At 38.6% G+C, this 23955-nt stretch carries 17 protein-coding genes; 14 read left to right on the top strand and 3 right to left on the bottom strand.

Annotated features, from left to right (window positions below; genetic code table 11):
• The first annotated feature begins 117 nt into the window (after positions 1 to 117).
• The 9 genes from I6751_RS00940 (at position 118) to I6751_RS00900 (ending at position 11341) form a co-directional block, all read left to right on the top strand.
• Positions 118 to 1176, top strand: a complete 1059-nt coding sequence (locus tag I6751_RS00940) for a hypothetical protein (RefSeq protein ID WP_196591520.1) — start codon at positions 118 to 120, stop codon at positions 1174 to 1176.
• 101 nt (positions 1177 to 1277) lie between these two features.
• Positions 1278 to 2162, top strand: coding sequence for a PRC-barrel domain-containing protein (locus tag I6751_RS00935; protein WP_182186752.1), 885 nt, complete (start codon positions 1278 to 1280; stop codon positions 2160 to 2162).
• Positions 2163 to 2307: 145 nt separating this feature from the next.
• On the top strand, positions 2308 to 3525 hold the full coding sequence (locus I6751_RS00930; RefSeq protein ID WP_196591519.1) for a VanW family protein: 1218 nt from the start codon (positions 2308 to 2310) through the stop codon (positions 3523 to 3525).
• An 83-nt stretch (positions 3526 to 3608) separates the two neighbouring features.
• Entirely contained in the window at positions 3609 to 4799 is a 1191-nt protein-coding gene (locus tag I6751_RS00925; RefSeq protein ID WP_196591518.1) for an MFS transporter, read from the top strand.
• A gap of 151 nt (positions 4800 to 4950) precedes the next feature.
• Positions 4951 to 6870: a DNA topoisomerase (ATP-hydrolyzing) subunit B gene (gyrB, locus tag I6751_RS00920; RefSeq protein ID WP_231037931.1), complete on the top strand. Its 1920-nt coding sequence runs from the start codon at positions 4951 to 4953 to the stop codon at positions 6868 to 6870.
• Between the two features lie 189 nt (positions 6871 to 7059).
• Positions 7060 to 7692: a precorrin-8X methylmutase gene (locus I6751_RS00915; protein WP_196591516.1), complete on the top strand. Its 633-nt coding sequence runs from the start codon at positions 7060 to 7062 to the stop codon at positions 7690 to 7692.
• Positions 7693 to 7694: 2 nt separating this feature from the next.
• Positions 7695 to 9083, top strand: a complete 1389-nt coding sequence (locus I6751_RS00910; RefSeq protein ID WP_196591515.1) for a cobyrinate a,c-diamide synthase — start codon at positions 7695 to 7697, stop codon at positions 9081 to 9083.
• 126 nt (positions 9084 to 9209) lie between these two features.
• Positions 9210 to 10733, top strand: a complete 1524-nt coding sequence (locus I6751_RS00905) for a cobyric acid synthase (RefSeq protein ID WP_196591514.1) — start codon at positions 9210 to 9212, stop codon at positions 10731 to 10733.
• A 29-nt stretch (positions 10734 to 10762) separates the two neighbouring features.
• Positions 10763 to 11341 carry a hydrolase gene (locus I6751_RS00900; RefSeq protein ID WP_182186759.1) on the top strand — a complete coding sequence of 193 codons (579 nt, stop codon included), beginning with the start codon at positions 10763 to 10765 and terminating at the stop codon, positions 11339 to 11341.
• Between the two features lie 159 nt (positions 11342 to 11500).
• Here I6751_RS00900 and I6751_RS00895 read toward each other — a convergent pair whose 3' ends face one another.
• On the bottom strand, positions 11501 to 12139 hold the full coding sequence (locus I6751_RS00895) for a hypothetical protein (RefSeq protein ID WP_196591513.1): 639 nt from the start codon (positions 12137 to 12139) through the stop codon (positions 11501 to 11503).
• Between the two features lie 378 nt (positions 12140 to 12517).
• On the opposite strand from I6751_RS00895, the gene I6751_RS00890 reads away from it, so the two are divergent.
• Together I6751_RS00890 and I6751_RS00885 are read left to right on the top strand one after the other, a co-directional pair.
• Positions 12518 to 14770, top strand: coding sequence for an adenosylcobalamin-dependent ribonucleoside-diphosphate reductase (locus tag I6751_RS00890; protein ID WP_196591512.1), 2253 nt, complete (start codon positions 12518 to 12520; stop codon positions 14768 to 14770).
• Positions 14771 to 14939: 169 nt separating this feature from the next.
• Positions 14940 to 16649 (top strand): methyl-accepting chemotaxis protein, encoded by a 1710-nt coding sequence (locus I6751_RS00885; RefSeq protein WP_196591511.1) that lies wholly within the window; start codon positions 14940 to 14942, stop codon positions 16647 to 16649.
• 262 nt (positions 16650 to 16911) lie between these two features.
• Here the strand turns inward: I6751_RS00885 and I6751_RS00880 are convergent, their stop codons facing one another.
• Positions 16912 to 18597: a carbon starvation CstA family protein gene (locus I6751_RS00880; protein ID WP_196591510.1), complete on the bottom strand. Its 1686-nt coding sequence runs from the start codon at positions 18595 to 18597 to the stop codon at positions 16912 to 16914.
• A gap of 252 nt (positions 18598 to 18849) precedes the next feature.
• Here I6751_RS00880 and I6751_RS00875 point away from each other — a divergent pair, with 252 nt between their 5' ends.
• The 3 genes from I6751_RS00875 (at position 18850) to I6751_RS00865 (ending at position 21054) form a co-directional block, all read left to right on the top strand.
• Positions 18850 to 19638, top strand: coding sequence for a polysaccharide deacetylase family protein (locus tag I6751_RS00875; protein ID WP_196591509.1), 789 nt, complete (start codon positions 18850 to 18852; stop codon positions 19636 to 19638).
• A gap of 26 nt (positions 19639 to 19664) precedes the next feature.
• Positions 19665 to 20255, top strand: coding sequence for a peptidoglycan recognition protein family protein (locus I6751_RS00870; RefSeq protein WP_196591508.1), 591 nt, complete (start codon positions 19665 to 19667; stop codon positions 20253 to 20255).
• Positions 20256 to 20328: 73 nt separating this feature from the next.
• A complete protein-coding gene (locus tag I6751_RS00865; RefSeq protein ID WP_196598937.1) occupies positions 20329 to 21054 on the top strand; it encodes a zinc dependent phospholipase C family protein in 726 nt (241 codons plus the stop codon).
• A 176-nt stretch (positions 21055 to 21230) separates the two neighbouring features.
• Here I6751_RS00865 and mgtA read toward each other — a convergent pair whose 3' ends face one another.
• A complete protein-coding gene (mgtA, locus tag I6751_RS00860) occupies positions 21231 to 23951 on the bottom strand; it encodes a magnesium-translocating P-type ATPase (protein ID WP_196591506.1) in 2721 nt (906 codons plus the stop codon).
• Positions 23952 to 23955: the final 4 nt, after the last annotated feature.

Below are 23955 nucleotides of genomic sequence, written 5' to 3'. Positions count from 1 at the left end.
ATAAAGTTGTTAAGCTATATTTTCATCGTATTAAGCTTTATTTACAATTACAATTATTTACTATAATTCCAACTTTTGATACGGTTTAAAACTTCTTTTCGAAGGATTGTGAATGAAATGCTGACAGTATTTTTAGGGGCAGCGTTGTTAATAATCTCAGTCAGTGTATTTCTTATATACCATTTCACTTCATTTTGCAGGTTGGGGTTAAATTTAAAGGCAATATTATTGGCTGCTGTTTTGGCATTTGCCGTCAATTTTCTGCTTTGGCCCGTAGAAAAATATATCACCATACCTTATTATGTGATTATTATACTGACTGTTTTGACAGCATCGCTTGTTGCTACCCTTTACAATAAAAAACTTTTAGTTACAACCTCCTGTATCACTGAGACTGTTACTAAAAGCAGCATCACAACTGTAATTGCCCCGCTTTCTATACCGGATACAGCTTCAAACGAATTATCCATACCTGCCATGCTTATTCGGCCACAACGTCTGCCTGCCATTATTATTAATCCGACTGCACCAAAATACCTGCCCGCTGTTTTGGACAAGACAAACAAATATTTCATATTTGCAATAGGTTCTATTTCTACCACTAATAAATTTTTTCTATTTTTTCATAACGATATTTTACTGCCGGCCTTATCCCAGTCAACGCAGAAAAACTTTATTAGCAGCCCGTCTGTCAAACGATATTACAATTTACCAGTTCCTTTGGCAATAAGCAATATTTATGGCATGGCTTTATATCTATTAGACAGTGAAAAAATAAAAATAACATTTTTGTTTAATAATACCCGATCTATCGATGATCTTCTCAATTATATATATGATGAAAAAGAACATGGTCATTATGCCTGTGCTTTATATGCTTTAAAAAAAGGCTTACGCAAATATAATGCCAGCTCTTATGCACCTTTTATCTGCATTGAAATGAGCAATATTTACAAAAAACTTGGATTATATACCAATGCAATAGCGCTGCTGCGCACTGCTCTGCGTTTACCAACTGTCACAATATCCGTGAATGTACAACAAGAATTTATCCGACAAATAAGATATTTGCAGGATATTATTACTATCCCTGCCAATAATGACTTATCAATTATATTATCTGACCGCAGTTATATCGGTTACTTTGAAACAGGAGAAAACTATTACAGTCTCTAGTATAATTTTATCTTTCACTACAGACAGACTTATTATCAACTTATTTTGGTGCTTCATAGATTTTTATCTATTGACATAGAATGGAAGGGGCTTTAATTTAAATGAAAAAAAATGAAGAATTTTTGGGTTTACCTATTATCAGTATTACTGAAGGCCGTGAACTGGGGGTAAGTAAATCTTTATTGATCGACGCAGAACATGGTTGTGTCGCGGCCATTATCATTGAAGATGAAGACTGGTATCGCGGTGTAAAACTTTTACCTTATGGCTCAGTTGTAGCTATTGGTCATGATGCCATCACCATAACCAGCAGTGAAAATATTCTGGTACTTGATGACGCTGTGGAATTTGAACCCTTTCTTGACCAAAATATCCGTGTTATCGGCACTAAAGCCATAACCAAGGGTGGCACAATACAAGGTATTGTTTCCAATATTTTCATCGATGATGATGGAAAAATCGCCAAGATTGTTTTGTCTGCGCAAGATACAGAAGAACAAAAAGAGCTATCTGCCGACGAAATATCAATATTTGGCAAAGAAGTCACAATAATTGACAGTGCTGTCCCTGACAAAGTCAATAATAAACCCGTCGATAAAAAGACATTTTCTGCTGCCGAACAAATAAAACCGGCCATTAGCGTAAAAAAAACCGAACCATCTGAAACAAAACCTGAAAAAAATACCGAACAAGTAAAAAATACTGCCAATATGACTAAAAACGATACCAAACCGATCAAATCAACATCTGTTTCCGGTACAGCTTCAACTAATGATACTACTGCTGAAAAAACAGATTCCTCAGTTACAGCAAGTTCTGCCGAAGACAGACATCGTCGTTTTCTGCTTGGCAAAAAGGCATCCCGTCGCATAACTACCGACAATGGCATTGTGATTGTTGAAGAAGGTGCTGATATAACAGAAGAAATTTTACAAAAAGCAAAGCTTGCTAATAAATTTATTGAGTTATCAATGAATGTAAAATAAACAATGCGTCTGTTTCATGAAAGCTCCTGCGAATACAGGGGCTTTTTATAATCCATATTATTGTTTCGATTTTATTAATTATTGCCTCGATTATATTAACCAAAATATTTATCAGTTGATTTTATCATGAGGGGGCGTGTCGCTTTTGCCGAGACTGCACAAATTAACTATCATATTTTCTATTATCTCTTTCATTCTTGTCGCTGCAAGTGCATCCATATTAGCAATAAAAAACGCTCCCGGTATCACTACTGGTGTTCATTCCGGCAATGTCGATTTGTCCGGACTTGATATTTCTACTGCACAAAAATCTCTAGAAGACAATTTTAATCAAAACATAACAGGGAAAATACTGATTCTAAATTATGACAATCAAGAACAGTCTATAGCAGCATCTGATATAGACTTAGTCTGCGACAGCGAAACGACCGCCCGGGCAGCGGCAAAAATAGGTCACAGTGGTAATTTTTTACGTGATGTGTTTAGTAAGCTCCATTGCCTATATCAAGGCAATGATATCCCGCTGGCAATAAATTACAATGAAGCCAGTCTCACTTACATCTTGAATCAAATTATTCAAAAAGCTTATATTGCCCCGGTTGATGCTTATTGTTATGTTGATCCTGCCGGAGTAAAACTAGTACCGGAAAAAATTGGTAAAAGTATTGACCGTGAACAGCTGTTGTCAACTGTCAAGGCAAAATTAGCCACAGCGACCTACCCACAGGTAATCAACATAAACTCTGTTGATATAAAACCATCCGTCACTGCCAGTAATCTAAAACATATTAATACCATATTGGCATCGTACACAACTAAATTCAATGCTGGTGCTGCCAATCGCAGTGAAAATGTGGCATTGGCAGCCAAAAATCTATCCGGCACGCTGGTCAACCACAACGAAGTTTTTTCCTTCAACAATGCTGTTGGCCCCAGGCTGGCAGCCAGCGGTTATCGTGAAGCTCCGGTAATAATCGATGGTAAAGTTGTTCCCGGTATCGGCGGTGGTGTGTGCCAGGTCAGCTCTACCCTTTATGATGCGATATTATTGGCAGGACTGACGCCGGTCGAAAGAACTGCGCATTATTTTCCCGCTGACTATGTACCACCTGCTTTTGATGCAACAGTGGCCGATGGCGTTATTGATTTCAAATTCAGAAATAATCTGCCGCACAGCATATATGTCTTCACCAGAACGACCAACGAAACACTTTCTATTTTCATTTTAGGCAGCAATACGGATAAGTTACCGTATACCATAACATTAAAAAGTTCTTATAATAATGGTGCCGCTTCTGCTTATCGTGTCTTCAGCAAGGATGGGACAATAATAAAAAATGAATTTTTGCATACTGATAAATAGTTTGTCCCATGTTGTGCTAATTAATAAAAATCGCCAATATACATCTATTTTTAATAATAACTTCTTTGAAGGGAGCCCCTCATATGCATACTGCACGAGACTGGAAAATAATACTGGCAATTTTGACCTGTAATGTTGTCTTAATGTCGGCCAGTTATACTATGTTAATTCCATTCTTACCTCTCTACCTGATAAAAGAGCTTGGCGTTGCCCAAGCTAATGTAAATATGTGGAATGGGGCAATATTTTCAATTTCATTTCTCATTGGTGCAATAATGGCCCCGATATGGGGAAAAATATCAGATAAAAAAGGCCGCAAACTCATGGCTGTACGCTCCAGTATTGGTCTGTCAATAACCTATTTTTTAGGCGGTTTAGTAACTTCCCCGGAACAATTGTTCATGGTACGTGTTCTGCAGGGTTTAGCCGCAGGATTATGGGCATCTGAATTGGCTATCGTGTCATCATCTGTCCCCAGCGAAAAACTGGGTTTCAGTCTTGGTGTTATGCAAGCCGGTCTGACCAGCGGCGGTGTTATTGGCCCACTGTTAGGTGGTGTATTAGCAGAGGTATTCGGCATGCGGGCATCGTTCATGATTGCCGGAATTGCTCTATTTACAATATCACTTATTACAATCTTTTTCGTACCGGAACCACCTCATGACGAAACCGCCAGGGTATCTGCAAAACCTTCACGGCAAATTGATTTATTAAAAAAACCCGTCATAAAACAAATGCTTATTTTAAGCGTATTAGTCCAAATGGTAATTCTTATATTGCAACCGATAATAACTTTATACGTTGCCCAGCTTCGCGGCAGTATGGAAAACATTATTTTAATAGCCGGTGCCGTATTTTCACTTGGGGGCATTGCCTCATCCATATCAGCACCATTTTGGGGCAGGTTTGGTCAAAAAGATTCTTTTGGACTGACAATGTATTTAGCAATGGGTGGTGCCGGTATCTGTCTGTTACTGCAATCAATTCCAAATCAATTGACCTTATTTGCCGTAATGCAGTTTGTCACGGGATTATTTTTTGCCGGCATTAATCCTTCTATTAGTGCTGTTTTAGCTAATAACACAGAAAGAGCCATACAAGGGAGTATTTTCGGTATGCTTTTTTCTGCTCAGCAGCTTGGTTCTATGGCCGGCCCACTCTTAGGCGGACTTGTCGGAACATATTGGGGTTTGAAAGAAGTTTTCATTGTAGCCGGTGCAATCATGATAATGACAAGTATTTTTGTAAAAAATACTCGCGGCAGCATATATTGAACTAATCGCATGCATATGCAATTAGTTTGATTAACCCTACAAAAAATGGTAAAATATAAGGTATATAAATTAGAAGGATGATGTTATGAGCTTAGATGATAATAAAATTGATTTAGTTGATTTATCCGATATCAAAATAAATCATGAAGAAATGAGCAATGATGTAACTGCTGTAAAGAGCAAATATGATGCCAAGCAGATTCAGGTATTGGAAGGTCTCGAAGCTGTCAGAAAACGCCCCGGCATGTATATCGGTGATCAGTCATCACACGGCTTGCATCATCTGGTATCGGAAGTTGTTGATAATAGTATTGATGAAGCTTTAGCAGGATATTGCACCCATATTGAAGTCGTTGTCCACAAAGATAACAGTATAACTGTTTCCGATAACGGACGCGGTATTCCGATTGATATGCACGTCAGCGGCAAACCTGCCGTTGAGGTCGTGCTTACCGTACTTCACGCTGGTGGTAAATTTGGCGGTAACGGCTATAAAGTTTCCGGCGGCCTGCATGGCGTCGGTGTGTCCGTAGTCAATGCGCTCAGCCAAGCGATGAAAGTTCAAGTTAAACGCGGCGGAAAAATATATGAAATCACTTTTGAATATGGCATCACCAAGACACCTTTACGTGAAATAGGCACTACCGACAGTACCGGCACAACAGTATGGTTTAAACCAGATAATACCATCTTCACTGAAACAACCTACGATTACGATATTCTTAAACAGCGCCTGCGTGAATTGGCATTTTTAAACTGCGGCATTCATATAACACTGACCGACGAACGTGATGAAACAGAAAAAAAAGAAATTTTCTACGATAAGGGCGGCATCTCATCTTTTGTAAAATATCTCAATCGCAATAAAGATTTACTGAGTGAAGAACCTGTTTATTTTAATGGTCAAAAAGATGATACTATTGTTGAAATAGCACTTCAATATACGACCAGTTACACAGAAAATATTTATGGCTATGTGAACAATATCCATACTGAAGAAGGCGGTACTCATATCGCCGGCTTAAAAAGTGCCCTGACTCGTGCCACTAATGATTTTGCCCGCAAGCAAAATATTTTAAAATCTAATGATCCCGCTTTAAGCGGCGAAGATGTACGTGAAGGAATAACCTGTGTAATAAATCTCAAGGTGCGCGAACCACAATTTGAGGGCCAGACAAAAACCAAACTTGGCAATTCTGAAGTGAGAGGTATAGTTGACTCAATTGTCACAGAAGGACTGAGCGAATACTTTGAAGAAAATCCGGCAATCACTAAAAAAATAATTGAAAAATCAATAATGGCTTCACGTGCCCGTGAGGCCGCCAGAAAAGCCCGGGATCTTACCCGGCGGAAAAATGCTCTGGAAGTAAGTTCACTACCCGGTAAACTTGCCGACTGTTCGATAAAAGATCCAATGCAGGCTGAAATATACCTGGTCGAAGGTGACAGCGCCGGCGGTTCTGCCAAACAAGGCCGGGATCGTCGATTTCAGGCAATCCTGCCGCTGCGTGGTAAAATTCTCAATGTTGAAAAAGCCCGGCTTGATAAAATTTTAAATAATGAAGAAATACGCACAATGATAACAGCCTTTGGCAGCGGTATCGGAGAAGATTTTGACATTACCAAAAGCCGTTATGGTAAAATCATTATTATGACTGATGCTGATGTTGACGGTGCCCATATTCGTACATTGCTGTTAACCTTTTTTTATAGATATATGCAGCCGTTAATTAAACAAGGGCGTGTATTTATCGCCCAGCCGCCTTTATATCAAATCAGAAAAGGCCGCCAACACTGGTATACGTATAGTGATGATGAATTATCACAAAAGCTGACTGAAGTTGGCCGTGATGGAATTACTGTACAACGTTATAAAGGTCTTGGTGAAATGAATCCGGAGCAGTTATGGGAAACGACAATGGATCCTACAGGAAGAACTGTATTACGTGTTGATTTAACTCAGGCAGAAGAAGCTGATGGTATTTTCTCGGTTCTCATGGGCGACAAAGTTGAACCACGCCGCCGTTTTATTGAAGAACACGCTGATTTGGTGCGCAATCTCGATTTATAATTAAAATCATAAACTCCATGCGGGCAATCACGTACCCGTATGGAGTATTTTTATTCAAATCCATTGCTGGTTTTATATTTTTTGTTATGCTATACTTTTATGAGTAATATTTATCGCATTTTCACACTAAACGGCATGTTTCTGCAATGCCGCCATATTCTATATTTTATTTTTTTTGGGGGGTTCAGTTTGAACTTTATAAAAGAACCAATGGATATTGAAAACCGCAGCATGGAAATAATTGCACCATATTTATCCCTGCTTAAACTGACTGATGATGAAGTGAAATTATATTCACGTATGATTCATGCCTCAGGTGATGTTGATTATGCCAATGTAATAAAAATAGATAAAAACACTATTCCGGCAATGAAACAGGCCTTATGCAAAAGTTGCAACATATTCACTGATGTGGAAATGGTACGCACCGGCATCAACAAAAAAAAACTGGCCTCTTTCGGTGGTAAAGTTTTTTGCCAAATTGCCGATGAACGCATTGCTGCAATTGCCAAGCAAGAAGGTATAACCCGATCAATGGCCGCCATGCGTGATTTCGGTACTAAGCTCAATGGATCTATAGTTGCCATTGGTAATGCCCCTACAGCACTTTTTGAAGTGATCCGCCTAATGGATGAAGAAGATATAAGACCGGCTGCAGTTATCGGCACGCCAGTGGGTTTCGTCGGTGCCGCCGAATCAAAAAAAGAACTTATAGAGCATTCCAAAGTGCCTTACATAACTGTTCAAGGTACCAAAGGCGGCAGTCCAATCGCCGTATCATGCATTAATGCTGTAATGTACCTGATAGATAACAGCAGGTAATCATGAAATACTGCAATATTCCCCGCATTGTTTTAGCAGCACCGCAGAGCAGCTCCGGTAAAACCACGGTAGTTACAGGAATATTAGGTGCTTTGTACAAAAAGGGACTCACTGTTCAACCATTTAAAATTGGTCCCGACTATATAGATCCATCATATCACACTATTGCCGCTCATCGACCGGGCCATAACCTTGATACATGGCTAGTTGACGAACAAAGAATAAGCCAGTTGTTCGCTGAAGCTTCAGCCAATGCCGATATTGCTATAATCGAAGGAGTCATGGGGCTTTATGACGGCGGCAAAAATGGCATAAGTTCTACAGCTGAATTAGCTAAAAAATTAAATGCGCCAATTATCTTAGTTATAAACTGCCGCTCCATGGGTGACAGTGCTGCCGCCTTAGCATTGGGTTTTCGTGAATACGACCCTGATATCAATTTAAGTGGTGTAATTTTAAATTGTCTGGGATCCGCAACACATGAACAAATGATCCGGGATGCCATGGGGCGGTTAAACATACCTGTTTTGGGGGCAGTGCGGCGCGATGACGCTTTAAAAATGCCGGAACGGCATCTAGGTCTTACACCGGCCGGAGAAAAAGATACAACCAAAAAAATAGCCTATATTACTGAAAAAATTTCCAGGCAGGTAGATTTAAAAGCCCTGATACAGACAGCAAAAACAGCTTTACCTCTGCCATATGAAGATTTAATAATAGATGCACTGCCGTCATCCGTGAAAATAGCTGTGGCCAAAGATGAAGCTTTTTCCTTCTACTATGCTGCCGGCCTTAATATATTAAAAAAACTTGGAGCCCGGATAGAATTTTTCAGCCCTATTCATGACACCAGCCTTCCTGAATGTGATGCTGTAATATTAGGCGGCGGCTTTCCCGAATTATTTGTCGATTGTTTGGCATCCAATACTTCTATGCTGAATTCAATAAAAAAAGCTGCAGCTGACAAAATACCACTTTATGCCGAATGCGGTGGCTTTATGTATCTGATGCGGCAAATAAAAGACTTTACCGGGAAAACCTGGAAAATGGCCAATGTTATACCGGCAGATGCTATTATGCAGGAAAAACTGCAGACTGTTGGCTATGTTACCGCACAAGCACTGACTGATAATATTATTGCCACCAAAGGACAGATATTGCATGGTCACGAATTTCATTTTTCCATGCAGGCTGCTGCCGTTGCTGCTTTCCCCTGGGCATTTCTTCTCACTAAGAATCGCACAAACAGTCAGTATAAAGCTGGCTATTATAATGATAATATTTTAGCTTCATATTTTCATTTACATTTTCTCGGTTCAATTAAGGCAGCTAAACGCTTTATTCAAAAAGCTGTTGAATACAAAAAGCTAAAAACAAACCATTATAAATAGTATCATTATTTATAGCCCCGAATCCACCAGTGTTTTGGAGCTGTTATTTTTTTATTTACTGACAATGATTATTCATTACAGTTTTCATCCGGGTTACCTTATATTTATTATTTAGGAGAATTCAGTATGACAAAATACATAATGCTGCAGGGAACATCGTCACATGTTGGAAAGAGTATCTTAACAACGGCTCTCTGTCGTATATTCTTTCAGGATGGTATAAATATAGCACCATTTAAAGCACAAAACATGGCTCTTAATTCCTATGTTACTGAAGATGGCCGGGAAATGGGACGAGCTCAAATAGCTCAGGCTGAAGCCGCCGGATTAAAACCATCTGTAGAAATGAATCCTGTGTTATTGAAACCAACTGGAAATGCCAGCTCCCAGGTAATTTTAATGGGACGGCCTATTGGCAATATGTCCGCCAAACAATATCATCAGGGATATTCTTTAAAAGCTTTTGAAACAGTAAAACAAGCTTTGAATATATTGCAGAATAAATTTGAAATGCTGGCTATAGAAGGAGCTGGCAGTCCGGCTGAAGTTAATCTGAAAGCTAATGATATCGTAAATATGCGTATCGCCAAGTACCTAAACGCACCCGTTTTACTTATAGCCGATATTGACCGCGGTGGAGCATTAGCCTCATTGGTCGGTACTCTGGAGCTCCTTGACGATGACGAACGTGACTTAGTAAAGGGTCTTGTCATCAACAAATTCCGTGGTGACATCAAACTCTTGACACCAGCAATTGATTTTCTGGAAAAAAAGACCGCCAAGCCAGTATTAGGTGTTATCCCTTATTTAGAAAACTTAGGAATAGACGATGAAGATTCAGTATCCCTGGATGATAAAATAACAACAAATAACAACGCTCCTCTCAAGATAGCCGTCATCCGCACACCTAAAATATCAAATTTCACTGATTTTGCTGCCCTAGCCCAAGAAAAGGATGTATTCCTTTACTACGCCGCAAAACCTGAGCAGCTGGGAAAACCTGATCTGATAATACTCCCCGGCAGTAAAAATACCACCGAAGACCTATTACATTTACGTGCATGCGGTATAGAAAAAAAACTTCAGAAAGCTCATGCCGATAAAATTCCATTAATCGGCATCTGCGGAGGATATCAAATGCTCGGCCAAAAAATCTGTGATCCCTACCATACCGAATCATCACATAACACAATAACGGCATTTTCTTTTCTGCCGATGATCACCACATTCGCGCGAAAAAAAATAACCTCACAGGTAACTGCCCAATCACTCGACTGGCATTTCTTAGATGAACAACACGATTTTTCCTCACTGCACGGCTACGAAATCCATATGGGATTAACCGAATTCACTGCAAAAACTGCCCATCCGTTCGTGATAAAAAAACACAATGGTAAAAAGGTTGACAAAATTGATGGTGCAATTTCCTCTGATAATCTCATAATGGGTTCATACATCCATGGCATTTTTGATAACGACGAATACCGCAGGACCCTGCTCAATATGCTGCGGCGACGCAAAGGGCTTTCTCCCTTACCATTGCAGCAAAATTATGCTGCACAAAAACAGGCTGCTTTCAATCGTTTGGCTCAAACTGTCAGAAGTGCTTTAGATATGGAAAAGTTAAAACAAATAATCAGCAAAGATTAGCTGCAAATTTTACGAAGGGAAATAACGATATGCAAACAAAAATTACTTGGCAACAAGCATGGACACATCTGCAAAAATATAACCAGGAGAATTTTCATCGAGTTCATGCCGTCACTGTATCAGCAGTTATGCGTTGGTATGCGCAACAACTTGGTTACACCGATGAGGCCGATTTTTGGGAAATTGTCGGCTTGCTGCACGATATTGATTTTGAAAAATACCCTGAACTGCATTGTCAAAAAGCCCCTGAAATATTATCCCAAATCAATGCCGAACCAGAGCTTATCCACGCTGTTTGTTCACATGGCTATGGTATCTGTTCAGACATAAAACCGACCCATCAAATGGAAAAAGTCTTGTTTGCCTGTGATGAATTGACTGGTCTTATTGGAGCCGCTGCTCTTATGCGCCCATCCAAAAGCGTGCAGGACATGGAACTAAAAAGTTTGAAAAAAAAGTTTAAAGATAAAAAATTTGCAGCCGGCTGTTCCCGCGATATAATAAAACAAGGTGCTCAAATGCTTGACTGGAGTCTTGATGATCTATTGGAAAAAACACTGTCGGCAATGCGCGATAAAGAAGCCTATATCAAAAATACTATCCAATAATTAAATGGGGTTGTTGCACACAGTCATTTTCATTCATAAACATGCAATATTCCGCTTCCTTTGTCCGCTCTTAAAAGGGTGGATACCCGTGTAGCAGTTGTGAATTGCACCTTATGAGGTCAATGTTGTTCATGCGACAGCCCCATTATCATACAAATCTTATTGTGCTTTGATTTCATGCACCATTGTATCAAGCGGATAATTAGTCATTTTAAACCACTGTGCCGTATCATCCCAAGATAACACCAAATTCTCCTGTAGGACATTGCTGCTTCCAGAATCCGCGAAGCCTTGTAAAACAGGCCATGCATCATCAGATAGTTGAACCACTTTCATATGGATACTGTTCCACCCCATAGTGACAATATTACCCATGTCAGCATAAGTAGTATAATAATCAGAATATGGCCCAATCAAATAAAAATCATGTGTCAAACCACTGTCATTACCGGTACCATCCTTGACTATCCAAAACACCATATCAGGATCAACTGCTTTAAATTCAAAGATTTTTATTACTCCACCCGGTAAAAAATCCAAATTTATATTATTGGCATTACCGGAAACTAAAAAGCTGCCGTGTATTTTCCCATTATAATTATCCGGTACATAAAAAGTGAATCTAATATATTCATTCCATTGTCCCACTGTGCGGACACTGGCCGTGTTTCCCCATAAACCGCTGGTATCAAAACTAGCAATTTCCCGGCTGCTTACAACATGCATCGCCTGACAAACCGGCTGGAAAAAATATAATATAGACAAGAATAAAATACTAACAACAGTCAATTTTCTCATAAAATCACTCCTTACAAAAACAGCTGCATAGATTTATTATCGTAGCTTTATAATACAAAATTACTGAATTAACCATCAACAGCTTGAAACATATATTGCTGAAAAATACTTTATACATAAAATATTTTATCATAAAATACTGTCTATTGTCTAAAAAGCAACCGTTGAATCCACTGTAAAAACTTTTTCCATCTTAATCATGTCAATCTCTAAAAAAAGCCATTTAACCCAATATATGGTGTTGTAATATAATTTACCATACAATATCTTGTTATATCATCATGGATTAAAATTGCGTCAGCAATATTTTTCCACTATAATAATTGCATCGATAATAAATTATCTTATTAGAATTATACATATAAGGAGCGAGTTTTTTTGGAAAAATGGTATGAAAATGATATTGGCAAAAATATTCTAAAATCAAAATACTATCATGTTGGTGAAGACGATCCACAGGCATTTATCAATCGGGTAGTGTCAATATTTTCCCCTGAAGTCAGCAATCATATGCATAATTACTTGGAAGACGGTTCAGTCTGCCCTGCCGGAAGGACTTTATATGCTGCTGGAGCTAAAGGCAAATTTAAAGCCAGTTTAAGCAATTGTTATATTCTTCCTTCTCCTAAAGACAATATAGAATCCATCTTCAAAGTTAATACTGAAATCGCTCGGATTTTTTCATACGGCGGCGGTATTGGCGTAAATATAAGCAATTTACGGCCCAAGGAAAGTATCGTCAACAATGCTGCCCGTACTTCCACCGGTTCAGTATCTTTTCTCAAAATTTTTGACTCCACCGGAGAAGTCATCAGTCAAAACGGCCGTCGTGGTGCGATGATGGTTGGGCTCAACTGCGATCACCCTGATATTTACGAATTTCTTCATATGAAACAAAACAATGAAAAACTAGCCTCAATGAATATATCCATTTTATTCAAAGATGATTTCATGAAAGCTGTTATCAACAATGAAGATTATGAATTAAAATTCAATGTAGAAGCCACTGGCGAAAAAATCAGAAAAAAAATCAATGCCGCCGACTTTTTTGATGAATACTGCCAAACTCAGTGGGACTGGGGTGATCCTGGTGCATTATTTGTTGACCGGCTCAATGACTACACTTTACTCAGCGGTTATGATGATTATAAAATCGAAATAACTAATCCATGTGGTGAATTTGGTGGCAATGCCTATAATTCCTGCAATCTTATGAGCATAAATTTATATAATTTTATTGATGATAAATTTACTGATACTCCGCATATAAATGAAACTGCTTTCAACACAGCCGTTGAAACAGCCGTGCGCGCTCTCGATGAAGTGCTCGACTATGGTTATGACACACAACCACTTGATGCAAATCGCAGCTGTATTGACGATTGGCGCAGCATTGGTCTGGGACTCTTCGGTGTAGCTGATGCACTTATCGCCATGAAATTGAAATACGGCAGTCAGGATGCCAACCAATTTGTTGCTGACATTATGCGTACTATGCTCATCGAAGCTGCTCGCACGTCAGCCCAACTGGCAAAGGAAAAAGGAACTTTTGGCCGTTATGACTGGGAGAAAACTAAAAAATCACCATTAATACAATTAATACGCAGGGAAGCACCTACTGTTTATGAAAGTATCAAAGAATCCGGTCTCAGAAATGGTACACTTTTATCCATTGCCCCCACCGGAACCATCTCTTTACTCATGGGAGTATTTTCCGGTGGCTGTGAACCGCTTTACAAAATAAGTTATATGCGCACCACTCATAAAATGGAAGGTGACAAAAAATCTTTTAAAGTGTATGCGCACTCAATAAGGGATTTACTTGACTACCACAATATGAGTTACGATACCGAAGACAGTAAAATAAAAGAATTATTCCCCTGGATCATTGAAAGTCACGATGTACCTTATCTGCATCGAGTAAAATTACAGGCAGCTATGCAACGTTATGTGGATAATTCTATTTCCTCAACCGTAAATCTACGTCATGATGCCACCCCGGAAGAAATCAAAAATATTTATATTGATGCTTGGAAAAATAACTGTAAAGGGATAACGGTATTTCGTGACGGCTGCAAACGCGGTAATATTCTAGGTGTTGATCCCAATGAAAAAACCAAAATAAATTATGATAGTATTCAGCCAATGAAACGCGACAACATTGCCCGCCTGGATGGTTGTACCTTGGTCCGCCATACCTCCTGTGTAGACAAAATGTATATAACTATAAATAAAACCTTAGACGGACAGGTTTTTGAGGTCTTTACCAACGCTTCCGGCGGTTGCTCCAGCAATATTGCTACTATTACCCGCCTGACTTCATTGGCACTGCGTTCCGGTATCAGTGTTAAGCATATTATTAAACAACTGGCCGTAAGCAAATGTTCAGCCTGTCAGGCCTTGATCCGCGGTGGCCGCCGCGATATGTCTCTTTCTTGCGGTAATGCAATTGCTTCTGCCCTCATGGAAATCTATAACGAAGCACAGAAAAAAAGAGATGCCGACGAATATGTTGATAATTCTGAAGACCGCTCAATAAACAAAAAATGTCCGGAATGTGGTCATTATACATTAAGACCAGAAGGTAATTGTGTGACATGTACTTATTGCGGCTGGTCAAAATGTGAATAAGTTTCTACTCAAACGCATGCACACTGCCCATATAAATAATAACGGCAATGATGATTAACATCATTATTGCCGTTATTATTTATATGGGCTATTTTTTCTCGCAGGAAAAGCCATTATGTATGTTTAATTAGGAATAATGATTCAACAATATATAAGGGGAGTAGATTCTATGGAAAGATTAAGAAATCTAAAAATCATTTACAAAGCAATGGCAATAATTGCCGTTGCTGCTATTGGCATGATTATAGTGGGATATACAGGCTATTCCTATTTAATCAAAGCCCAGGCAGCAATGGAAAGTATCTATTCACAAAATTTACAGTCTATAAACTACCTTAGCAATGCAATTGTCGATACCAGGATAATTCAAAGCCGTGCTTTACAGACGTCCATTGAAACTGATCCAGCTAAGCTTCAGGCACGAAAAAATGATATAATGAAATTTATCGGTGACTATGAGCAGCAATGGTCTCAATACCAGTCATTGACTTCAGCCGGTAAAAACGATTTAACACAAACAGATGATGCCTGGAAAAACTATAAAAGCACAATGCTGAACATCATGCAATTGAGTTTACAAGGAGATCGGCAACAGGCAGCCGCTCTTTATGAAGACAAGGGTGCTGCCGATATGATAAAATTACGTGACAGTTTGAACACCCTGCAAAAAAAAGAAGATGACACCGCCAAAAATACTAATGCACAAAATGCCAAAGATATACAGACGGCAATCTATACTATGCTCATAAAAACACTTATTGTTTTTTCGGTTTTATTTATTGCCTGCATGTATTTTATAAAAGAAATAACCCGAATGATAAAAGAAATGATAAAAGTATGTCAGACCCTGCACTCCGGTGATTACCGGGAAAATGGTCCCAAAACATCACGTCGTGATGAATTTGGTGAAATGGCCGCGAGCCTTTTTGATGTTCGCAAAAGCATAGCTGATTTTATGAGAAAAATCAATGATTCGACCGAACAAGTTGCTGCTGCTTCAGAAGAGCTCACGGCAAATTCTACCCAGTCATCACATACTGCTGTACAAATAGCAGAATCTGCCACTCACACAGCTGATATCACCGAGCAAAATAAATCTGCTGTAGACAAAGGGAAAAATGCCGTAGAACAAATTACCCGTTCCATAGAAAATATTCGTGATGAATCCAACAAAGTAACTAAGAATGCTACTAATGTTGCCAAATATATTACCGAAGGCAACAGCTCAATAGATGCCTCTGTAAATAAAATCAAAACTGTGGAAAACACTGTGCAAGCTTCGGCAGAAATTGTAGAAAAACTTGGCCAAAGTTCTCAGGAGATTGGTCAAATAATCGACACCATATCCAATATTGCCGGCCAAACCAATCTGCTGGCGCTCAATGCTGCCATAGAAGCTGCCAGAGCCGGTGAACATGGCAAGGGGTTTGCCGTAGTTGCCGAGGAGGTAAGAAAACTTGCCGAACAATCGCAGGATGCAGCTACACGAATAACTGAATTAATAAGTAATATTCAAAATGAAACTTCCAGTGCAGTAAACGCCATGCAAAAAGGCCGCACGGAAGTCGTAGAAGGTGCACAATCCGTAGAAAATCTGCGTGATATGTTTAGTCAGATAGATACTCTTGTTGATAAAGTGTCTTCGCAAATGACTTCTATGGCACAAGCTGTTGATAAAGTAACTGAAAATGCGAAAAATGTCGATGATGATGTTAAATTGATTGACACTCACAGTAACAGCATATCAGCCGAAATACAGTCAGTGTCCGCTGCCACCGAAGAACAATCAGCTGCCGCGGAAGAAATTGCTTCAGCCAGTGAGGCTCTGGCAAAACTGGCACAAGAATCGCAGGCTGAACTGCACAAATTCAAATTTTAAAAAATATAACCGTGCCTCTCATTATACTAAAACCTTATCCGGTACAAGCCCGATTTTACTTATTGTCTATTCAGTCTGTCTTTCTCCATGTGATTTTTTATATCTGCAAATTTTAAAGGGGTCATCACACGTAAACATTTTCGCTCATAATATGCAATATTTCTTTCTTCTCATCTGGCCTTAAAAGGACAGACTACATAAAAGATGAATTGCATTTATCAGGTTAATGTTACTATGACAACCCCTTTTTATATCTAATTATTTATTTTTCGGCAGCTGTTTGAGAATTTTTTAATGTTCCAGACAGCAATTCTCTGCCACAATGTTTAACCACTGATACTGCCAATATCATAAGAGCCAGTGCCAATATCAGCTGCAGCCCATCGCTCATAAATACAAAATTACCATCGACCAGTTTATTTATAATATGGTAAACAGCCTGACCCAAAGCAGTAAATGTCACTACAAACATAATTCCCATAGGAATGTATAACATCCAGCCTTTACGGTTGGTCATGCGCAAAAACACCGCCATACATATCAATACCAATGCACTTAAAAGCTGATTGGCAGAACCAAACAAAGGCCAGATATTCATATAACCGATACGGCAAAGCAAATAGCCAACAGCTATAGTAAGAAAGGTGGCAACATATTTGTTGGCACATAATTTCTGGATTACATTCATTGATGCGGCATCATCTGATTTGCAAAGTTCCTGCAGTGAAAGCCGCCCCACTCTCACTACCGTATCTAAGGTCGTAAAAGCCAATGCTGACACACACATAGTAATAATACACACAGCATACAACTTAGGTAATCCAAACATACTCAAAAATCCTGCCACAGCACCTGAAAAAATCTGAAATGGTGTACCTTCCGGCATCTGCCCATTTGTTGCCGCTGCGCACACAATTATCAAAGCTGCAATACCTAACACACATTCCACCAGCATGGAACCATACCCGATAAATAACATATCGCGCTCATTGGCAACTGTCTTGGATGATGTTCCTGACGATACCAGGCTATGAAAACCCGATACGGCACCGCAGGCTATCGTTATAAACAAAATAGGGAACAAACTCTGCCCATTCACTTCAAATCCTACAAATGCCGGCATATTTATTGCCGGATTAGCAATACTAATACCAACGACAGCACTAAGAATCATCCCAATAAGTAAAAACGTACTTAAATAATCCCGCGGCTGCATTAACAACCACATTGGCAGCACTGAAGCAACAAAAGAATAACCAAGTGCAACAAAAATCCATATATCACGTGAAAAATATAGGGGAAAAGCGATCCCCAGACAAATCATCCCTGCCATTAACAATACGGCAACTACAAATCTTAATTGTTCTGTCGGTTTTATTTTTTTCACAAAAATTCCAAAAATCAAAGCACCGACAATATAAAGCATAGATATTGAAGCAGCGGCAGCTCCTGGCAGTGCTCTGCTGCCATCTTTGGCAAACCCATTAAAAGTATTGGCAACTATGTCGGCAAAAGCTGCTATCACAAGCAATGTAAACAACCAGCAAAACAACAAAAATAATTTTCTACCCGTTTTACCTATATATTGCTCAATAAGTACTCCCATTGATTTCCCATCATTTTTCACTGATGCATATAATGAGACAAAATCCTGCACACCGCCAAAAAATAGTCCCCCCAGGACAATCCATAAAAATGCCGGCAGCCAGCCAAACATTGCTGCTATAATCGGACCGGTCACCGGTCCGGCACCCGCCACAGAAGAAAACTGATGGGAAAATACCATAAATTTTGATGCCGGTGTATAATCCTGACCATCTTCATACTTGTAAGCCGGTGTCTTTGCCTGCGGATTAATTCCCCAGGTACGTGCCAGCCATTTTCCATATGTAAAATATCCTGTTATAAAAATAATAATTGCTAATCCAAGCATAATTACGCCATTCACATATATTAACTCCTCTCATAAATTTTTGCTAATAATAAAATATATGTGCTCTTTAATATAACACCTATGCTCATCGCAGTCAATTAATATGTGTTAATTTGTAATTATAAAATTTTTGTTATTTTATAATCATAATGATTTTTATTATCATTTTTATCTAAATTCAAGACACTTTTTCAGGAAAATTTCACATTTGTATTGTAGCATGAATATATAAATCTAAAAAACTATATCAGGAGTGCTGTCTATTTTATGTGGAAACAGAAGAAATTTTATTTTATAATATTTTTTCTTTTAGCAGCTGTTTTTTCTATCAATCGCTTCATGAGCAAAAGAGAAATACCTGTCCTCAATTATCACGAAATAAACAATACCAACCACACAGTATTGGCTTTAAGTACCCAGGAATTCACTACACAAATGAAATATCTCAATGATAATGGTTATACCACCATCACACCAGATCAATTATTCAATTATCTGCAAAACGGTGTCCCATTACCCCCCAATCCGGTATTAATAACTTTTGATGATGGTTATGAAGACAACTATACCAATGCTTATCCCATACTAAAGCAATATCATCTTCAAGCTGCGATATTTCTCATTTCGCACTATATTGGCTATAATAATTACCTTTCATGGCAGGATATAAATAAAATGAGAGATACCATTACTTTTGAGGGACATACATTTAATCATCCATATTTGAACAAAATAAATAATGATAATGAACTTCAAAAACAATTATTGGATTCCAAATTGGATCTGGAAAAACATTTGGGCTATCATATTGACTGCCTTGCCTATCCTTATGGGGCTTACAATCAACATGTAATTTCCCTGCTTAAAAAAGACGGTTATCGTGCTGCTTTCACCGTTAATCTGGGAGATGATGCCAAGCGCGACGATATGTATGAATTAAACAGGATACCTGTCTTTCAGGCATACAGTCATACTTTCATCCGTTTTTGGCTTGATTTACACTTTCCATATTTTATGCGTGTTGCAGCGAATACACACTTAAATTTTCCCATATAATAAGTAATTAAAAAGGACATTTGCCAATGAATCGCAGAAGATTTTTACTTTATTCGCTTTATACTTTAGGAAGCTTTTATCTTGCACCAAATCTGCATTTGACCAATATTGCCTATGCGGCAAACGACCATCATGTATCTCCACCTTATATAAAGGAAACTTACCTTCAGTTTGCCCAGCCCCTGCAAGACCGCCCCAGTACCGATATGATCATAATACATCATGTTGGCGGAACGAACCGCGATGTTTCTGCTGCTGAAATCCATCAATGGCACCTTGCCAACGGTTGGGCCGGAATAGGTTATCACTATGTTATACGAAAAGACGGCACAATAGAACGCGGCCGCCCCCGCACAACGATAGGTGCCCATTGCTACGGATATAACCAGACTTCTATCGGTATCAATATAGTCGGTGATTTTGAAGAAGCCTATCCTACTGATCCGCAATTACAATCTGGAGAACAACTTACAGCATTTTTATGTGAATTATATAAATTGAATCCTTCTAACAACGTCATATACGGACACCGTGACCTCAACAGCACATTATGTCCGGGGAAAAATCTTTATTGCCAGCTTGACGATTTTCGCCAAAAAGTCATCGCACAAATGTAATATCTGTATTATCCTGCATTAATGATGATCATCATTGACATCTATCTGTCATTCATTGAATAAGGTGACTGTCATGTACTTAGCTGATTACTTAAACCATATTCCCATTCCTGCCGCATTTTCATTATTTATTCAAAACATTGTTGAAAACACTAACCGTACCAATGAGTTGTGCTTAACACATAAATTTTGCAATAAAAAGGCATTAGAATTACTCAAAAACCCTTTTATCAAAAAAACCGTCAGCTTACATACACTGCAGGAAAATTTTTCTGCAGTGCAAAATGGTGTCGTATGGGCAGATCTAAACTTTAAAAACACCTGCCATTTTTTCAATCCTGCTACTAACCACGGTTTATGGTTTCTCCCGTCAGCCCGCAGCATCTTTTTTTCTTATTTGAATAAAGCAGAACAAGCCAGTAAAAGGCATAATTTCCCCAGAGCATTTTTCTATCTTGGCGCTGCTGCCCATCTACTGCAGGATATGACCGTTCCCCACCATGTATGTATTCATTTATTTCATGGCCACAAAAAATTTGAGCGATGGGTGAGGGCTCATCTCAGCGAATTTACTGTCCTGACAGATAATACCTTGCCAATCTGTCAAAATCCCATGGAATTATTTATCGAAAATGCCAAATTTACCGTTGCTTTCATGCCATCTATAAACGGATCCGTTTCAGAAGACATTTATTTCCACTGTGCCCAAATATTGCTGTCGCGCGCCCAAACCAGTTCTGCCGCTTTTTATCTGTGGTTTATTAAGGAAAACATATCAATTTATGACGCTACACTATAAATTTACTATAACTAACAAAAAGGCTGCCGCATGAACACTACTATTGACCTCATAAAAATGCAGCCTGCCATTGTCCGTTCAATGACAGGCAATTAAAACCAATATGCATATTTATGAATGAAAATATTTACATGCGGCAGTTTCTTTATTATCTTATTACTACTTTTTAAATACTATCAATAAAATGTTCCATAACGTTTAATGTACACTTTTTTTACAACAGTAACTAAAAACATATATACAGCAACCGTGCCTAAGAGAATTGTCCAATAAATACTATTTAAAGGTGCCAGTCCGATATCTGCACCAAATGACGTGTATGGTATATAGGAAAGCACTGCGATCCCGATACTAGTGAGCGTTATTACAGGAAATGATGCGCGGCTTTGAAGAAATGGGATTTTAGGTGTACGAAGCATGTGAATAACTAAAGTCTGTGTCCACATTGATTCAATAAACCAACCTGCCTGGAAAACTGCCACATAAAGAGCCCGCATAGCTGTATCGCTTTCTGGAATGGCTGAGTACAGCAGTCCATTCGATACAATCATTGGACAAACGATAAAATACATAAATAAGTATGTCGTTATATCAAATACTGAACTTGTTGGACCAAACCACAGCATAAAAGATTTTACAAAAGAAGCATCCCATTTGCGGGGAACTCTTAGAAACTCTTTATCCACATTGTCCCAGGGAATCGATGTACAAGACAAATCATAAGTAAGATTTAATAAAATTAAATGCAAACTTTCCATGGGTAAAAATGGCAAAAACATACTGGCAATAACCACAGAAAACACATTGCCAAAATTTGACGAGGCAGTCATTTTTATATACTTAATCATATTGGCATAGGTTTTACGACCTTCGATAATGCCTTTTTGCAAAATCATCAAATCTTTTTCCAATAAAATAACATCTGCAGCTTCTTTAGCTATATCAACTGCTTCATTTACGGAAATACCTACATCAGAAGCCCGCATTGCAGCCGCATCATTTATTCCATCTCCCATAAAACCTACCGTATGTCCATTAACCCGCAGTGCAGTAACAATTCGTGCTTTTTGTTCCGGTGACAGTTTGGCAAACACATTACTTTTTTCTACGGCACGATTTAATTGTTCATCAGTCATACCATCAATATCGCTGCCCAGCAGCAGGTTCTTCGTTTCAATTCCGACTTGCTTGCATATACATGACGTTGTTTCAGGATTGTCCCCAGTGAGTATTTTAGTTTCTACACCACAATCCCAAAGACTTTTTATAGCATTAAATGAAGATTCTTTTGGTGGATCAAAAAATGCCAAATAACCAATTAACACCATATTGCATTCATCTTTGACACTAAACTCCCCAGCTGGTGCCGGATTCGTTTTTTGTGCAACAGCTAATACACGCATCCCATCCAAATTTAATCTTTTGACCGTTTTCTTAATTTTATCGCGTAGCTCCGCTGTTATCTCTGATACATTTCCATCATATTCTACATAAGAACAGATAGACAGCATTTCTTCCACTGCACCTTTAGTTATTATCTGACGTTTTTTTTCTTGATCTTCAACAACTACACTCATACGACGGCGTGTAAAGTCAAATGGTATTTCGTCAACTTTAATATATTGCCCAGGATAATTTTGCAAATGATCATCTTTTTTTGCTTCTTCATCCATACGATTGATTATAGCAATATCCATAAGATTTTTTAAACCGGTCTGAAAATAACTGTTTAAAAAAGCGTGCCGCAATACCCGAACATCTTCCTGTCCTTGTACATTAAGATGATATTCCAGTACAACGCGATTTTGTGTAAGTGTCCCTGTTTTATCAGTACAAAGAATATCCATTGCGCCAAAATTTTGTATGGAATTCAAATTTTTAATTATCGTTTTTTCCTTGGACATAGATACTGCCCCTTTGGCCAGACATGTCGTAACAATCATCGGCAGCATTTCCGGAGTCAGTCCCACTGCAACAGAAATGCCGAATAGAAATGCATCAAACCAGCTTCCCTTGGTAAATACGTTAATGAAAAAAATAACCGGAACCATCACCAACATAAACCGAATCAACACCCATGATACGGAATTTACCCCTTTTTCAAAACTAGTTATCGCCGGTTTTTTAACTACTGCCTGAGCCATAGTGCCAAATAACGTATCATTGCCTGTAGTCACCACCACAGCTTTGGCTGTGCCGCTTAAAACATTGCAGCCCATAAAAACTAAGTCTTCGTATTCCGTCATACTTCCCTTTTTACCGGGTTGTTCTACTACAAATTTTTCGACTGGTTCACTTTCACCGGTCAATACTGATTGACTGATAAATAAATCTTTTGCCTGCAAAAGACAAACATCGGCAGGGATCATATCCCCTGCTGATAAATGTACAATATCACCAACAACTATATCGTCAATGGGGATTTCTGCCAACCCTGTTTCCTTTCTTTCCACAGTGGCTGTTGTCGTAATCATTTCCAATAATTTCGATGCGGCAGCGCCGCTGCGTGATTCTTGTATATATCGCAGTAACCCTGAAATGATAACCATCGTCAAAATAATTATTACGGAAGTAGGATCCACATCATCAGGTGAATTTTGATATATTGGAATAATTATATCTGTAAAAGATGATATAAGCGCTAAAAATATCAAAATGGACGTAAACGGATTAATGAAAGCTTTCGTTATCTTTTTTAAAAACGACAGCCTTTTACCATGCACTATTTTATTATTACCATAAAGTTCACGATTATTTTCTATTGCTTCCGATGATAATCCCTCTGTATCCGTGTTCACTGTCCGTAAAAATTTTTCTTTGTTGTTAACTGCTGATAAAAGCCTTTTTTCGATTTTTTCTTTTTGAACCTTCATTTTTAAATTTTCACTTTTTTTCATTGTC

The organism is Pectinatus frisingensis, assembly GCF_015732285.1.
Lineage (GTDB): Bacteria > Bacillota > Negativicutes > Selenomonadales > Selenomonadaceae > Pectinatus > Pectinatus frisingensis.
This window is presented reverse-complemented; position numbering and strand designations above follow the sequence as displayed.